The sequence below is a fragment of the Pseudomonas sp. CAN1 genome (assembly GCF_030462585.1).
Classification (GTDB): Bacteria; Pseudomonadota; Gammaproteobacteria; order Pseudomonadales; family Pseudomonadaceae; genus Pseudomonas.
Genome location: NZ_JASMRU010000004.1, coordinates 88,121 through 103,622, shown reverse-complemented (window position 1 = coordinate 103,622; position 15,502 = coordinate 88,121). Strand labels below are relative to the sequence as shown.

General features: G+C 66.8%; 13 protein-coding genes. 5 read left to right on the top strand and 8 right to left on the bottom strand.

Features of this window, described 5'->3' with window-relative positions; genetic code table 11:
• Positions 1 to 17: 17 nt before the first annotated feature.
• Both QO207_RS07750 and QO207_RS07745 read right to left on the bottom strand, forming a co-directional pair.
• Positions 18 to 1,085 carry a hypothetical protein gene (locus QO207_RS07750; protein ID WP_301531898.1) on the bottom strand — a complete coding sequence of 356 codons (1,068 nt, stop codon included), beginning with the start codon at positions 1,083 to 1,085 and terminating at the stop codon, positions 18 to 20.
• On the bottom strand, positions 1,082 to 2,104 hold the full coding sequence (locus tag QO207_RS07745; protein WP_301531897.1) for a hypothetical protein: 1,023 nt from the start codon (positions 2,102 to 2,104) through the stop codon (positions 1,082 to 1,084). Before QO207_RS07745 ends, QO207_RS07750 begins: the two co-directional genes overlap by 4 nt.
• A 164-nt stretch (positions 2,105 to 2,268) precedes the next feature.
• On the opposite strand from QO207_RS07745, the gene QO207_RS07740 reads away from it, so the two are divergent.
• Together QO207_RS07740 and QO207_RS07735 are read left to right on the top strand one after the other, a co-directional pair.
• Positions 2,269 to 3,654 (top strand): DUF2868 domain-containing protein, encoded by a 1,386-nt coding sequence (locus QO207_RS07740; protein WP_301531896.1) that lies wholly within the window; start codon positions 2,269 to 2,271, stop codon positions 3,652 to 3,654.
• Complete coding sequence (locus tag QO207_RS07735) at positions 3,647 to 5,020, top strand: GTPase/DUF3482 domain-containing protein (RefSeq protein ID WP_301531895.1); 1,374 nt, start codon at positions 3,647 to 3,649, stop codon at positions 5,018 to 5,020. The genes QO207_RS07740 and QO207_RS07735 overlap by 8 nt, the downstream gene beginning before the upstream one ends.
• A gap of 87 nt (positions 5,021 to 5,107) precedes the next feature.
• Here the strand turns inward: QO207_RS07735 and QO207_RS07730 are convergent, their stop codons facing one another.
• Both QO207_RS07730 and QO207_RS07725 read right to left on the bottom strand, forming a co-directional pair.
• Positions 5,108 to 5,575: a metallophosphoesterase family protein gene (locus QO207_RS07730; protein ID WP_301531894.1), complete on the bottom strand. Its 468-nt coding sequence runs from the start codon at positions 5,573 to 5,575 to the stop codon at positions 5,108 to 5,110.
• Positions 5,576 to 5,623: 48 nt separating this feature from the next.
• Positions 5,624 to 7,015: a nucleobase:cation symporter-2 family protein gene (locus tag QO207_RS07725; RefSeq protein ID WP_301531893.1), complete on the bottom strand. Its 1,392-nt coding sequence runs from the start codon at positions 7,013 to 7,015 to the stop codon at positions 5,624 to 5,626.
• A 269-nt stretch (positions 7,016 to 7,284) separates the two neighbouring features.
• Here QO207_RS07725 and QO207_RS07720 point away from each other — a divergent pair, with 269 nt between their 5' ends.
• Positions 7,285 to 7,728 (top strand): prepilin-type N-terminal cleavage/methylation domain-containing protein, encoded by a 444-nt coding sequence (locus QO207_RS07720; RefSeq protein ID WP_301531892.1) that lies wholly within the window; start codon positions 7,285 to 7,287, stop codon positions 7,726 to 7,728.
• A gap of 56 nt (positions 7,729 to 7,784) precedes the next feature.
• Here the strand turns inward: QO207_RS07720 and ilvD are convergent, their stop codons facing one another.
• The gene (ilvD, locus tag QO207_RS07715; RefSeq protein ID WP_301531891.1) at positions 7,785 to 9,623 is read right to left on the bottom strand and encodes a dihydroxy-acid dehydratase; all 1,839 of its coding nucleotides are present in this window, start codon (positions 9,621 to 9,623) and stop codon (positions 7,785 to 7,787) included.
• 374 nt (positions 9,624 to 9,997) lie between these two features.
• Here ilvD and QO207_RS07710 point away from each other — a divergent pair, with 374 nt between their 5' ends.
• Complete coding sequence (locus QO207_RS07710; RefSeq protein WP_301531890.1) at positions 9,998 to 10,312, top strand: hypothetical protein; 315 nt, start codon at positions 9,998 to 10,000, stop codon at positions 10,310 to 10,312.
• 144 nt (positions 10,313 to 10,456) lie between these two features.
• Here QO207_RS07710 and QO207_RS07705 read toward each other — a convergent pair whose 3' ends face one another.
• Positions 10,457 to 11,653 carry a class I SAM-dependent rRNA methyltransferase gene (locus QO207_RS07705; RefSeq protein WP_081515305.1) on the bottom strand — a complete coding sequence of 399 codons (1,197 nt, stop codon included), beginning with the start codon at positions 11,651 to 11,653 and terminating at the stop codon, positions 10,457 to 10,459.
• An 88-nt stretch (positions 11,654 to 11,741) separates the two neighbouring features.
• Positions 11,742 to 12,281 (bottom strand): type 1 glutamine amidotransferase domain-containing protein, encoded by a 540-nt coding sequence (locus QO207_RS07700; RefSeq protein ID WP_301531889.1) that lies wholly within the window; start codon positions 12,279 to 12,281, stop codon positions 11,742 to 11,744.
• Positions 12,282 to 12,471: 190 nt separating this feature from the next.
• On the opposite strand from QO207_RS07700, the gene QO207_RS07695 reads away from it, so the two are divergent.
• Positions 12,472 to 13,296, top strand: a complete 825-nt coding sequence (locus QO207_RS07695; protein ID WP_301532076.1) for an HDOD domain-containing protein — start codon at positions 12,472 to 12,474, stop codon at positions 13,294 to 13,296.
• 235 nt (positions 13,297 to 13,531) lie between these two features.
• Here QO207_RS07695 and QO207_RS07690 read toward each other — a convergent pair whose 3' ends face one another.
• Positions 13,532 to 15,430, bottom strand: coding sequence for a beta-ketoacyl synthase (locus QO207_RS07690; protein WP_301531888.1), 1,899 nt, complete (start codon positions 15,428 to 15,430; stop codon positions 13,532 to 13,534).
• Between the last annotated feature and the right edge of the window lie 72 nt (positions 15,431 to 15,502).

The following is a 15,502-nucleotide window of genomic DNA, read 5'->3' as shown; positions in this document are numbered from 1 at the left end:
GACTCCAGTGGTGAACATCAGCGGGAACTCCCGTTGCCAGAGGATACCAGTCGCTCGCCGTCGGCGGGGCCGGCGGGGGGCGGAACGCGCATGAAGAAGGTGCCGTCTTCGTTGACCTGGGTGATGCCGGTGGCCAGTACCTTGCGGTAGTCCTTGAGGTTGAACGCCAGGGTCTGGTCCGGGCGCTCGGCCTTGAGCAGCACCTGCGAGTAGGTGATGAGGATTTCGAAGATCTTCAGGTCGCCCGACTGCAGCCAGATGTAGGACTGTCCGGCCTGGCGCGGCGGCTCGAAGGCCAGCGAGGCGGCGCCTTGCTTCGGCGCGAATTTCAGGTGCAGTCCCTTGGCGTCCAGCCAGCTGGATTCGACGCGGCCGTCGATGCCCACCAGCGGGAAGACCTGGTGGTAGTTCAGGTGCATGACGTTGTCCTGCAGTACCGCGCCGGGCCGCTCCAGGGTCACCAGGGAATCCAGGCGCAGGCCCACCAGGCTCATGGCGCCGTAGCTGGGCACGCCGAGTACCTTCACGCTGTCGGGCTGGTAGTCGAGGTTGTCGCCGTCGAGCTTCACCGTGCCGGAGAGCCGCAGCGGCAGCCAGGGACCGACGCCCAGCGGCTGCACCTCGCCGGAGACCAGCAGCCGGTCGCCTTCGATGCTCAGCTTGAACTCGCGCAGCATGGTCTCCGGGTAGGCAAGGATGTGCTGGTTGAACAGGTTGCCGAGCTGCTCGGGGCTGAGGATCACCTCGCCCTCGGAGACGTTGATGCGCATGTCCTGCGGGCGGTCGAAGTCGATCGGCGCGCCGGCCTTGAGCGGCACCAGCCAGCCCTTGAGCAGCGGGCTGTGGAAGCCGATGTCGCCCTGGAAGTACATGTCCACGTTGTTCAGCAGGATGCCCACGCCGTCCTGGCCGGAATCGCGCAGGCCGCCCGGGCGGCTGGCCTTGAAGTCCGGTGCCGGCGGGGTCTGCTGGAACCAGCCCTGGCGCAGCACGCCCAGTTCGCGCTGCTGCTTGTCGATGGCGCTCTCGGCGACGGCCTGGCCGGCCAGCGCGAGGCAGAGCAGGGAAGCGAGGAGGGTTCTCATAGGGCTTTCTCCTCCGGGGCGGGCGCCTTAACGGGCGAGACGGCTATGTGCACCATGCCGTCCTCGCGCAGGCGGATTTCGCCGTACTGCAGCTGGCGGCGGTAGTCGTAGAGGTTGAACAGCAGCGGCGCGTCGGGGCTCAGGCTGGTGAACAGCGCGTAGGCCTTCACCAGGATGGTCCGCGCCATCTTGATGTCGCCGCCTTCGATGAACATGTAGCTCTGCGGCGCCTTGAGCTGCGGCCACTTGAGGTCGGCCAGGTCGCTGCCCAGCAGCAGGTCCATGCCGCCGTCGGCGAGCTTCAGGTGGCTGACGGTGAAGTCCAGGCGTGGCGGCGGGAACAGGCCGTCGAGGTCGACCAGGATGCGGTTGCCGATCAGCTGCATGTGCGCGGTGTGCAGTTGCAGCACCTCGGACATCTCGATGGAGGCGGCGGTCAGCGAGGGCGTGACGTCCACCCCGTCGACGAAGATCCGCTGCGGCACCAGCGCCACCTTCAGCGGCCCGGCCTGTTCGATCCCGGTGACCATCCGCAGCGGCCGCCAGCGGCCCTTGCGCAGCAGTTCGCCGTGGACTTCCTGGCCGCCGGCGCGGGTGCTGAGCCTGAGGTTGCGCACCGGCGCGTTGGCGTTGCGCAGCTCTTCGTTGAGCAGGCTGGCGAGGGTGGCGTCGGCGACGAAGATGTCCCCGGCCTGGATGCGCGCGACCATGGATTTCGGGTCATCCAGCATCAGCGGCGTGCCGGCGCCGGCAACCGGGCTCATCTGGATCAGCATCTTGCGGATGAAGAAGCCGATGTCGTCGTGCAGGCGGAAGTCGGTGTGGCTGATCCACAGTTGCGAGGTATTGCTGTCGGACTGCCGGGCGCTGACGTTGGCGTCGAGCACGCGCGGCGGCACCGCCTGCATCAGCGGGGTGTCCGGGCCCCAGTTGGATGGGCGCACCGGCGGCGTTTCCACGGCGGCCACGGTGGCGGCGGCCAGCAGCAGGGGCAAGGCACTGAGCATCGAGCGCAGCATGGCGAGGCCTCATTCTTGTTGTTTTTTCCGAGTGTGAGGCTGGCCGCGCGCGGCGAGAGCCCCTCCTTGGTTTGGTTGACGCCAGCGGGTGTTACCGGCGGTGCCGGGACGCGGCGGCGAGCAGCGGTTATCCTTGGTGCCGAGTACCGATTGTCGGAGACCCCGTGAGCGAAACCCCCGCTTCCGCCCTCGAATCCCTGTGGCTGTGCGAGGCCGTGCGCCTGCGCGAGGAGCAGGTCGGCCCGCTGGAAGACAGCGAAGCCAACCGCCGCGCCATCGTCAGCGGTGGTGACCTTGCCTGCCGCCTGCAACACCGCGCGCAGCTGCTCGCCGAACGCGACGGCCAACACGCCGCTCTGCGCACCTGGGTGCAGGGCTCGCGCCTGGCGCTCTACCTGCTGCTGGCGCTGGCGCTGTTCACCGGCGGCGGCCTGGCTTTCGCCGCCCTCGGAGACGGCCTGCGCCCGGTCAACGTGTTCTGGGCCCTGGCCAGCCTGCTCGGCCTGCACCTGATTACCCTGACGGGCTGGACCCTGGCCTTCTTCGCCGGCGGCGAGGCCGCCGGTGCGCTCGGCCGCCTGTGGCTGTGGCTGAGCGGCAAGCTCGCCCGTGACGCCCACGCCGCCCAACTGGCGCCCGCGCTGCTGGTGCTGCTGGACCGGCAGAAACTCACACGCTGGGCTCTCGGCCTGCTGGTCCACGGCCTCTGGCTGGTGGCGCTGGGCAGTGCGCTGGGCGTGATGCTGGCGCTGCTGGCGACGCGGCGTTACGGCTTCGTCTGGGAGACCACCATCCTCGGCGGCGACACCTTCATCGCCCTGACCCACGGCCTCGGCGCGTTGCCATCGCTGCTCGGCTTCCCGCAGCCGGATTCGGAGCTGGTGCGTGCCAGCGGCGATGCCCTGGTGGCCAGCGAGAACGCGCGCCACGCCTGGGCCGGTTGGCTGGTGGGCATCCTGCTGGTGTATGGCGTGCTGCTGCGCGGCGCGCTGTGGCTGCTCTGCCTGTGGCGCTGGAAGCGCGGGCGGGCGCAGCTGGCGCTGGACGTTTCGCTGCCCGGCTACGCCCTGCTGCGCGAGCGCCTGATGCCGGCCAGCGAGCGCCTGGGCGTCAGCGATGCCGCGCCGGACGAACTGATCGAACCGCAGGCGCAGGCCCCGGCGAGCACCGCCGATGGCGCCGTGCTGGTGTCCATCGAACTGCTCGACCGGCCCAACTGGCCGCCGAAGCTGGCCGCAGGTATCGCCAATGCCGGCGACCTCGACGACGGCGCCCAGCGCCGCCGCCTGCTGGAGCAACTCACCCGCTATCCGCCGGCGCGCCTGGTAATCGCCTGCGACCCGCGCCGCTCGCCGGATCGCGGCACCCTGGCGCTGATCGCCGAACTCTCGCGCTGTGCCGCCGCCACCCGCGTCTGGCTGCTGCAGGCGCCGGCCGGCGAAGCGCTGGATGCCGAACGCCTGGGCGACTGGCATGCCGGCATCGAGCGCCTGCAACTGCCGCACACCTCGGCGTCGCCCCTGGGCTGGCTGGAGACCGGGCATGACTGATGCGCTGAAACTGGCCGTGGTCGGCCACACCAACGTCGGCAAGACCTCCCTGCTGCGCACCCTGACCCGCGACGTCGGCTTCGGCGAGGTGTCCCATCGCCCCAGCACCACGCGGCATGTGGAAGGCGCGCGGCTGTCGGTGGATGGCGAGCCGCTGCTGGAGCTGTACGACACGCCCGGTCTGGAGGACGCCATCGCCCTGCGCGATTTCCTCGATGGCCTGGAGCGCCCCGGCGAGCGCTTGGATGGCCCGGAGAAGCTGCGTCGCTTCCTCGATGGCAGCGAGGCCCGCGGCCGCTTCGAGCAGGAAGCCAAGGTGCTGCGCCAGTTGCTGGCTTCCGACGCCGGCCTCTACGTGATCGACGCCCGCGAGCCGGTGCTGGCCAAGTACCGTGACGAACTGGCAGTGCTCGCCGCCTGCGCGCGGCCACTGTTGCCGGTGCTGAACTTCGTCGCCAGCCCGCAGCACCGCGAGGAGCAGTGGCGCGAGGCGTTGTCTCGTCTCGGTCTGCACGCGCTGGTGCGTTTCGACAGCGTGGCGCCGCCGCTGGATGGCGAGCGGCGTCTCTACGAAAGCCTGGCGCTGCTGCTGGAGCGCGCGCGTCCGCAATTGGATCGGCTGGTGGCTGATCACGAGGCCCAGGCCGTCGCTCGCCGTGAAGCCGGGGCGCGGCTGATCGCCGAGCTGCTGGTGGATGTCGCCGCCTGCCGCCAACTGGTACCCGCCGGTGATGCGGCGGTGCGTGACGCCACCGAGGCGCTGCGCAATCAGGTGCGCAAGCGCGAAGACACCTGTGTGAAGGCACTGCTCAGCCTCTACGCCTTCCGCAAGGACGATGCCCGTGCGGCCGATCTGCCATTGCTGGACGGGCGCTGGGGCGATGACCTGTTCAACCCGGAAACCCTGCGCCAACTGGGCATTCGCCTGGGTGGCGGTGTCGCGGCCGGTGCGGCGGCGGGGGCGGGGATCGACCTGCTGGTCGGCGGCCTGACCCTCGGCGCGGCCACAGCGCTGGGTGCCATCGCCGGCGGCGCGTGGCAGACCGTCGGCCATTACGGCCAGCGCCTGCTGGGCAAGCTCAAGGGCAGCCGCGAGCTGTCAGTGGACGACGGCGTGCTGCGCCTGCTGGCGCTGCGTCAGCGGCAACTGCTGGCTGCATTGCAGACGCGCGGGCATGCGGCGGTGGAGGCGATCCAGGTGCAGTCGCCGGAAGACAAGCAGTGGCGCGAGGGCAAGCTGCCCGAGGCGTTGCGCAAGGCGCGGGCGCATCCGGAGTGGTCCGCCCTCAATGGCCGCCGACGCGGCGAGAAGAGCGAGCGGCAGGAGGCGGTGGCACAGTTGGCCACGCATCTGCTGGAACCGTGAACACCGTGCGGGGGCTGTTCGCGAGCAAGCTCGCTCCTACAGGCGGAACGCGGCTTTTCGTAGGAGCGAGCTTGCTCGCGAACGCTCCTAGACGAGCGAGACGATCTCGACCCTTGGCTGCCCGTCGGCGATCTCCAGGATCGCCAACGCAATCGGCAACTTGAACCGTCGTGGCCCGGCGCTACCGGGATTCAGGTACAGCACCCCATCGCGCATCTCGTTCAACGGCTTGTGCGAATGCCCGGCCAGCACCACGTCGATGCCTTCGGCCGCCGGATCGATGGCCAACTGCTTTAGGTCATGAATCAGGTAGAGCCGCAACCCGCCCAACTCCAGCAGCAGAGTTTCCGGCAGTGCGGCGGCCCAGTCGTCGGTGTCGTTGTTGCCGCGCACCACGTCCAGCGGCGCCAGCTCGCGCAGCTGGTCGAGCAGTGAGGCGGGGCCGATATCGCCCAGGTGCAGGATGTGCTCGCAGCCTTGCAGCGCCGCCAGCGCTTCGGGGCGCAGCAGGCCGTGGGTGTCGGCGATGACGCCGATGCGCAGGGAAGTGGTCATCCGGGGAGCATAAACGACGACGCCACCCGTGGGTGGCGTCGTGGCGGCTCAGTCGTTGTGCGAGGCCCTGACGGCGTCGGACTCGGGCAGGAACCAGTTCAGCAGCAGGGCACAGATGCCGCCGGTGGCGACGCCGGATTCCAGCACGTTGCGGATCGCGTGGGGCATGTGCGCGAGGAACTCCGGCACCTGGGAGATGCCCAGGCCCAGCGCCAGGCTGACGGCGATGATCAGCAGCGCGCGACGGTCCAGGTGGGTGCCGGCGAGGATGTTGATGCCGGAAGCGGCGACCGCACCGAACATCACCATCACCGCGCCACCAAGCACCGGCTCGGGAACGGCCTGGATCACGCCGGCAACGCTGGGGAACAGGCCGAGCACGACGAGCATGGCGGCGATCCACAGGCCGACGTGGCGGCTGGCGACGCCGGTCAGCTGGATCACGCCGTTGTTCTGCGCGAACACCGAGCTTGGGAAGGTGTTGAACAGGCCGGCCAGCAGCGAGTTGGCGCCGTTCACCAGCACGCCGCCCTTGATGCGCTGCATCCAGATCGGGCCTTCGACCGGCTGCTTGGAGATCTTGCTGGTGGCGGTGACGTCACCGATGGCTTCCAGCGAGGTGACCAGGTAGATCACCAGCATCGGGATGAACAGGCTCCAGGAGAAGCCCAGGCCGAAGTGCAGTGGCACCGGAACCTGGAAGGCCGGCGCCTCGTGCATGCCGGTGAAGTCCAGGCGGCCCAGGTAGCCGGCCAGCGCGTAGCCCACGGCGAGGGCGATGACGATGGCGCCGCTGCGCATCCACACCACCGGAATGCGGTTGAGGATGACGATGATCGCCAGCACCAGGCCCGACAGCATCAGGTTCTCGCCGTTAGCGAAGGTGCCGTTGGCCATGGCGGAGAAGCCGCCGCCCATGCTGATCAGGCCGACCTTGATCAGGGTCAGGCCTATCATCAGCACCACGATGCCGGTGACCAGCGGGGTGATAAGGCGCTTCACGAAGGGCAGGATGCGCGACACGCCCATCTCCACGAAGGAGCCGGCCATGACCACGCCGAAGATCGCCGCCATCACCGCTTCCACCGGGGTGCCGTTCTTCACCATCAGCGCACCGCCGGCAATCAGCGGGCCGACGAAGTTGAAGCTGGTGCCCTGGACGATCAGCAGGCCCGCGCCGAACGGCCCGAAGCGCTTGCACTGGACGAAGGTGGCGATGCCGGAGATCACCAGCGACATCGACACGATCAGGTTCGTGTCGCGCGGCGACACGCCCAGCGCCTGGCAGATCAGCAGGCCAGGGGTGACGATGGGCACGATGATCGCCAGCAGGTGCTGCAGCGCCGCGAGCAGGGCGATGGGCAGTGCGGGACGGTCTTCCAGGCCGTAGACCAGGTCGGGCTGGTCCTTGGCGGCGGACGGGTTCTCGAGAGAGCTCATGGGCGGCGGTCCGGGAAAAAAGAGCGCGATTTTACTGGCCTACGGCGGGATCGCACAGTGCCATGAGGCAAGTCGGGATGAATGGGGAAGCCGAGGTTCCTACGGCGCGCCTTTGCAGCGGCACCTCAGGAGTGTTCGCGCCGGAAAAAAGCGCTGAATTTTCAACCCACTGTGCGGACGTATCCGAATGTCCAAACCCACTTGCGTGACTTCACTGGAGTGAATCCGGAGCCATCCAGGCTTCCGGCTCAATTCTGAGGTACGCGCAGATGGTCAAACAACAAGGTTTCACCCTGATTGAGCTGATGATCGTGGTGGCGATCATCGGGATTCTGGCTTCGGTTTCCCTGCCACTGTATTCGGATTACTCGTCGCGCTCGAAGGCGGCGGCCGCGATCGCCGAGATTTCCAGCGTCAAGACGGCTGTTGGGTTGTGTGTTGCGGAGGTGGGGTCGACTACCGGGTGCGATGCTGGCGCCTATGGGATTCCGAAGGATTTCGACGAGACCAGCAACATCAAGGGTGATTATTCGGTGAAGGACGGCCTGATCAAGACCACCACTCGCGCGACCGATAGCGACGGCAACGAGCTGCTGCTGGAATTGAAGCCCAAGGCAGGCACCAAAGCTAACCTGATCTGGGAGGTCTCGGGCACCATCTGCAACGAGGAACGGGGTATCAAGCCGGGGACGGGTGGATGTGCCAAGTCCTGATTGGCACCCAATAAAAAAGCCCGGCTTACGCCGGGCTTTTCATGTCACCACCAGACTCAACCGTCCAGCAGCGCCTTGTCGCGCACCGCGCCCTTGTCGGCGCTGGTGGCCAGCAGGGCGTAGGCCTTCAGCGCGGTGCTCACCTTGCGAGCGCGCGGCTGGGCAGGCTTCCAGCCCTTCTTGTCCTGCTCGGCGCGGCGGGTAGCCAGTTCTTCATCGCTGACCAACAGATTGATGCTGCGGTTGGGGATGTCGATCAGTACCTTGTCGCCGTCCTGTACCAGGCCGATGGCGCCGCCAGCGGCCGCTTCCGGCGAGGCGTGGCCGATGGACAGGCCCGAGGTACCGCCGGAGAAGCGGCCGTCGGTGAGCAGGGCGCAGTCCTTGCCCAGGCCCTTGGACTTCAGGTAGCTGGTCGGGTACAGCATTTCCTGCATGCCCGGGCCGCCTTTCGGGCCTTCGTAGCGGATGATCACGATGTCGCCCGGCTTCACTTCGTCGGCGAGGATGCCTTTCACGGCGCCGTCCTGGCTTTCGAAGATCTTCGCGCGGCCTTCGAACACGTGGATGGATTCGTCCACGCCGGCGGTCTTCACCACGCAGCCGTCGAGGGCGATGTTGCCGTACAGCACGGCCAGGCCGCCTTCCTGGGAATAGGCGTGCTCGACGCTGCGGATGCAGCCTTCGGCGCGGTCAGCGTCGAGGGTGTCCCAGCGGGTGCTCTGGCTGAACGCCACTTGCGTGGGGATGCCGGCGGGGCCGGCCTTGAAGAAGGTGTGGACCTTCTCGTCCTGGGTCTGGGTGATGTCCCATTCGGCGATGGCGTCGGCCATGCTCGGGCTGTGTACGGTCGGTACGTCGGTGTGCAGCAGGCCGCCACGGGCCAGCTCGCCGAGGATGGAGAAGATGCCACCGGCGCGGTGCACGTCTTCCATGTGGTACTTCTGGATGTTCGGCGCGACCTTGCACAGCTGCGGCACCTTGCGCGACAGGCGATCGATGTCGCGCAGGTCGAAGGCGATCTCCGCCTCCTGGGCAGCGGCCAGCAAGTGCAGGATGGTGTTGGTCGAACCGCCCATGGCGATGTCCAGGGTCATGGCGTTTTCGAACGACTTGAAGCTGGCGACGTTGCGCGGCAGCACCGAGTCGTCGTTCTCGCCGTAGTAGCGCTGGCACAGCTCGACGGCCAGGCGGCCGGCGCGCAGGAACAGCTGCTCGCGGTCGGAGTGGGTGGCCAGGGTCGAACCGTTGCCCGGCAGAGCCAGGCCGAGGGCTTCCATCAGGCAGTTCATCGAGTTGGCGGTGAACATGCCGGAGCAGGAGCCGCAGGTCGGGCAGGCGCTGCGCTCGTACTCGGCGACTTTCTCGTCGGAGCAGGAGTCGTCAGCGGCGACGACCATGGCGTCGACCAGGTCCAGGCCGTGGTTGGCCAGCTTGGTCTTGCCGGCTTCCATCGGGCCGCCGGAGACGAACACCACCGGGATGTTCAGGCGCAGGGCGGCCATCAGCATGCCGGGGGTGATCTTGTCGCAGTTGGAGATGCAGACGATGGCGTCGGCGCAGTGGGCGTTGACCATGTATTCCACGGAGTCGGCGATAATCTCGCGCGACGGCAGGGAATAGAGCATGCCGTCATGGCCCATGGCGATGCCGTCGTCCACGGCGATGGTGTTGAATTCCTTGGCCACGCCGCCGTGTTTTTCGATCTCGCGGGCGACCAGCTGGCCCAGATCCTTCAGGTGCACGTGGCCGGGCACGAACTGGGTGAAGGAGTTGGCGATGGCGATGATCGGCTTCTTGAAGTCTTCGTCCTTCATCCCGGTGGCACGCCAGAGGGCGCGGGCGCCGGCCATGTTGCGGCCGTGGGTGGAGGTTTTCGAGCGGTAATCGGGCATGACGGTTTCCTGCGCATCAGGTCGCGGTGGGAGTCGATCCGGGTCTTCTGTGCGGCGGCGTTCAGCGGGTAGCGCTGGCCGGCGAGACCTTGAGCAAACTCTAAGTCGTATGGTGAGCGCGGTACGCACCGGATGCAAACAGCAGATGGCCTTGCATGGGCGAGGTCGGCGCGGGGCTTGGCGGGGTCACCGCCTGCTCGGCCGGGGCTCACAGGCCCGCCGGGGGATAAATGGCAGGAATGCCCCGGATTCTACGCCGGCCCTTGCCGCCAGGGAAAGGCTGGCGGTCGGCACAAGCCATAGACTTTCGCCGCCCTGGCGTGGTCAGAATGGCCATTGACGCTTTTCGATCCCAATCGTTGAAGGAGCAACCCATGAAAGTCACCCGCATCGCCGTGCTCGCTGCACTCTTCGTCGGCAGCGTGCAGGCCTCGTCCGACGCGGCCTGGCAGGCCCAGGACAAGCAGCAACGCGAAGCCTGCCTGGCGCTGAGTCACCTGCAGAACAAGAAGGTGCTGGGCGCGCCGGTGCTGTTCGATGACAGCGTGGGCTACACGGCGCTGATGATTGGTGGGACCTATGCGCAGAAACATATGAAGGGCAAGCCGGGCCGCGAGCTGTGCCTGTTCGAGCGCAAGACCGGCAACGCCGTGATCAGCGAGGCGGATTCGTTGATGCCGATGAAGTAATCGCAGGACGGAGTGGCGGATAAAGCGTTCCGCTTTATGCGCCCTACGCAGCTTCAGGCCCGTACGGCGCATAACCCTCCGCGGCTGCAATGAAAAACGGGGCGCTCCCGTCAGGAGGCGCCCCGTTTTCCTTATCGCTGTGCCTTAGCCGTTGGGCAGCAGGCGCACGGTCAGGCTCTTGATGTAGCGGGTTTCCGGGATCGCCAGGTGCACCGGGTGGTCCGGACCCTGGCCGCCGCGTTCGAGCAGCTGGATGTTGCGGTCCAGGTGGCGGGCGCTGCCCAGCAGGATGTTCTGCAGGTCGTCCTCGGGCAGGTGCATGGAGCAGGAAGCGCTGACCAGAACGCCGTCCTTGGACAGCAGGCGCATGGCCTGTTCGTTGAGGCGGCGGTACGCGGCCTCGCCGTTCTTCAGGTCCTTCTTGCGCTTGATGAAGGCGGGCGGGTCGGCAACGATCACGTCGAAGCGCTCGTCGGCGGCCTTCAGCTCGCGCAGGGCGTCGAACACGTCACCTTCCACGCAGGCGACTTTCTCGGCGAGGCCGTTCAGCGTGGCGTTGCGCTCGACGCCGTCGAGGGCGAAACCGGAGGCATCGACGCACATCACTTCGCTGGCGCCGAAGGCCGCGGCCTGGATGCCCCAGCCGCCGATGTAGCTGAACAGGTCGAGCACGCGCTTGCCCTGCACGTAGGGCTGCAGGCGGGCGCGGTTCATGCGGTGGTCGTAGAACCAGCCGGTCTTCTGGCCGGCCAGCACCGGGGCTTCGAACTTCACGCCGTTCTCTTCCAGGGCTACCCATTCCGGGACTTCGCCGTAGGCGTTCGCCACGTAGCGCTCCAGGCCTTCGGCATCACGGGCGCTGGAATCGTTCTTCCACAGCACGGCGCTGGGCTTGAGCACCTGCAGCAGGGCGGCGAGCACGTCGTCGCGGTGCTTTTCCATGGTCGCCGAGGCGAGCTGGACGACCAGCACGTCGCCGAAACGGTCCACTACCAGGCCCGGCAGCAGGTCGGAGTCGCCGTAGACCAGGCGGTAGAAGGGCTTGTCGAACAGCCGGTCGCGCAGGCTCAGGGCGACGTTCAGGCGGTGAACCAGCAGGGATTTGTCGAGAACGTGCTTGGTATCGCGGGAAATAAGGCGGGCGCAGATGAGGTTGTTCGGGCTCATCGCGACGATGCCCAGCGGCTTGCCGTTGGCCATTTCGAGGATGGCCTGCTCGCCGGCGCCGAATCCGTTCAGCGGGGTGGCGGCAACGTCCACCTCGTTGCTGTAGACCCACAGGTGGCCGGCGCGCAGGCGGCGCTCGGCGTTGGCTTTCAGACGCAGGCTGGGCAGGGTCATGGGGAAGGGCTCCGGCAAAAAGAGCGGGATTATAGCGCAGCGACGTGCGCCGCCGGAGCGCGGCGCACGGGCTTTTGATCGGTGGTGCTCAGGCGGCCAGGGTTTCGATCAGCTGCTTGTTGAAGGCGGGCAGGTCGTCAGGCTTGCGGCTGCTGATCAGCAACCCGTCCTTGACCACCTGGCGGTCGACCCAGTGGCCGCCGGCGTTGTTGATGTCGTCCTTGAGCGAGTTCCAGCTGGTCAGGGTCTTGCCCTTCACCAGCCCGGCGGAGACCAGCAGCCAGGCGCCGTGGCAGATCACCGCGATGGGTTTGCCGGCCTCGCTGGCCTTCTGCACGATCTCCTGGGCCTTGGGCAGGTTGCGTATCTGGTCGGAATTGATCACCCCGCCCGGCAGTAGCACTGCGTCGTACTCGTCGATGCGCGCCGTCTCGAAGGTGCCGTCGACCTTGAAGTTGTCCGCCGGCTGGTCGTGGTTCCAGCCGCGCACCTTGTCCTTGCTGCCGGAGAGGATTTTCACCTTGGCGCCGGCCTCTTTCAGGGCGTCGCGCGGGCCGGTCAGTTCCACCTGTTCGAAACCGTCGGTGACCAGGATGGCGATGGTCTTGCCTTTGAGTGTGTGGCTCATGGCTTGTCTCCCATTTCGTCCGCTGGGTGTAAAGGTTCCGACACAGCCGCCGATGAAAGTTCAATCAAAAGCAGCAGTTCCAGAAGCCTCGGCTCTGGGTAAACTGTGCGCCCCGTCAACTTTGCCAGCGCGCCCCATGTCCCAAGAACTCTCCGCCGAACAGATCCGTCAGGCCCTGCAGGGCATCAGCGTGCCGCCGCAGCCGCAGATCATGGTTGACCTGCAGATGGAGCAGTTCATGCCCAACCCGGACCTGAAGGCGATCGCCAAGCTGATCAGCCAGGACCCGGGGCTGTCCGGCGCGCTGCTGAAACTGGTGAACTCGCCGTTCTTCGGCCTGGCCAACCGCATCACCTCGATCCAGCGCGCGGTGAACCTGCTGGGCAGCCGCTCGGTGATCAACCTGATCAACGCCCAGTCGATCAAGGGCGAGATGACCGACGCCACCATCGTCACCCTCAACCGCTTCTGGGACACCGCCCAGGACGTGGCCATGAGCTGCCTGACCCTGGCCAAGCGCATCGGTTACGAGTCAGTGGACGAGGCCTACGCGCTGGGGCTGTTCCACAACTGCGGCATTCCGCTGATGCTCAAGCGCTTCCCGCACTACATGGCGGTGCTGGAGGAGGCCTACGCCAGCGCCAGCGACGAGCGCCGCGTGGTGGACACCGAGAACCGCGTGCTGAACACCAACCATGCGGTGGTGGGTTACTTCACCGCGCGCTCCTGGCGCCTGCCGGAGCACGTCTGTGAGGCCATCGCCAACCACCACAACGCGCTGTCGATCTTCAGCGAGGACAACTCCCGCGATACCCAGCTGAAGAACCTGCTGGCGATCCTCAAGATGGCCGAACACATCTGTGGCTCCTACCGCGTGCTGGGCAACCAGAGCGAGGACCACGAGTGGGAAAGCGTGCGCGCGGTGGTGCTGGATTACGTCGGGCTGACCGAGTACGACTTCGAGAACCTGAAGAGCAGCATTCTTGAGCTGGGTGTGGGGCAGGGGACGTATTGACCTGCGGCCGTCGGCGCGGCGGTTAGCTATCGCGGATGAATCCGCTCCTACGCAGCCGGCGGGGTTTGCCGCGTCCTTGTAGGAGCGAGCTTGCTCGCGAACGGAGTCACCGGAGAGGTTGGTGTTGAGCGGTTCGCGAGCAAGCTCGCTCCTACAGCGCCTGCCAGGCGCGAAGTGAATGGTTGGACATGAAAAAGCCGGGCATCTGCCCGGCTTTTTCGTTCAACGTCGGCGATCAGTCGAGCATGTCGCTGAAGCGTTGGTCCTTCTTGTAGGCAATGGTCTGGCTGAAGCCTGGCACCTGGATGCCCTGGTCGCTGATCTCGATGGCCTGCTCGTCGATCATATCGTTGCCGAAGTTGTAGATGATCTCGAAACGCCCTTGGGTCGCGGCTTCGTCGTACTGACGGGCAGCGGTGCGGGTGGCTTCGCGGCGGCTCTGGTAGTCGGCGAAGGCGGCGTCGCCATGGCGCTTGCGCAGCATCTTCTCGGTAACGGCGGGGGAAAGCAGCACGCCGGTGGCGTTGTTGCCGCCGAAGCCCTTGGAGTTGATGAAGCAGACTTCCAGGTCGTCGCGGCGCACATCGCTGTTGGACAGCGCGATGTGGTCCTTGAAGACGTCGTCGGCGAACTTGTCGACGGTCTTGATGCCGGGGATGACGCCGTAGCGGAAGGTGCCCAGGGCGGAGATCATCTGGTCGGCGCTGGCAGTGGCCAGGGAGTGGCCGACGAAGGCCTTCACCGCGGTAACCGGCCAGCCGTCGATACCGAAGGCGGTGGCGACGCGGTCGAGGATTTCCGATTCGGTGACGCGGTTGGCCGGGGTGCTGGAGCCGTGGGCGTGGACGAAGCTGTGCTGGCGCACGCTCTTCTCGCCAACGATCTGCGCGGCGGCGGCCACGGCCTTGGCCATGGTCAGGTAGTTGCCCGGGCCGGGCGCGGAGATGGACTTCTTGAAGCCATCGGCGTTGATGAACACGTCCGGCACCGAGCCGTGGATGTCGGCGCCCAGTTCCAGGGCCAGCTCGTCGTCCATCAGCACGACGTACTGCGCGGACTCGGCCAGGGAGAAGCCGCAGTTGTCGCCGAACGGGCGGCTGGCGCGGCGGAAGTCGACGTCGTCGCGGCCTTCGATGTGGCGCAGGCCTTCCTCGGTGGCCAGCGCGCCCATGGCGGCGTAGCCCTCGATGATCTCGGAGGTGATCGGCGCTTCAGCGTTGCCGACGATGGCCACGCGGGCCTGGCCGGTGGTGATGACGTCGATGCCTTTCTGCAGGTTGTAGAGGAAGGTGGCACAGGCGCCGGTGACGCTGCCGGTCATGCCAACGCTGCCCAGCACATAGGCGTTGATGAAGTCGGTGGGCATGCTGTTGAAGCCCAATGGCAGCTGCTTGGCCGATACGCGGTGGCCGCGCAGGCGCGATTGCAGCAGGCCGCCGAAGCCGTTCTCGTCCAGCTGGCTCATGATGCTGCTGGAGAACACGGCGATCTCGTCGGGCTGCACGGCATTGCAGATGGTCTGCCAGTCGATGCCGGTGGAGCGCACCGCGTCGGTGGCGGCGACCACGGACATCTGCAGGCCACGCGGGTGGAAGCGCGAGTTGTACAGCTCGCCCGGCTCGAAGCCGGTAGGCAGCTGGCCGGCGGACTTCACCGGCAGCGCGCGGTAGCTGTCGACCTTGAATTCGCAGCTGTCGTGCAGGATCACGCGGACTTCGCCGCCTTCGAGTTCTTCCACCGACCAGTTGGCCGGCAGCGGCTCGGGCAGTTGCTTGCGCAGGCTGGTGAAGGTCATTGGGGCGCCGGCGGCGCTGACGGTCAGGCTCTTGTGGCAATGCGCGGCGTCGACGTCGAGGTATTGCAGTTCGATGCGGCGGATCAGGGTGGACTGGCGAATCTGCTCGCCGAAACGCTGTTCGATGGCCGCCAGGTCGATGGCGTTGCCTTCGTTGTCCTGGAACTTGCCCTCGGCTGCCTTGACCAGCTTCATCATCACCGCGAGGCCGGCGAGGGTTTCCTGGCGGGCGGCGGGCTCCATGGATTCGAGGACGGTGCGGCGGAACCCGTGGTGGAAGGAACTGCGGCCAGCCGCGTTATATCCACCAAAACCAACGATGACCGGTAGTCGAGACATCTCTCGGAAACTCCTTCAGCAAGTGCATCTTGCGCGCCGGACGACGGTGGCCCGAAGAGGGGCAGCCCGGTG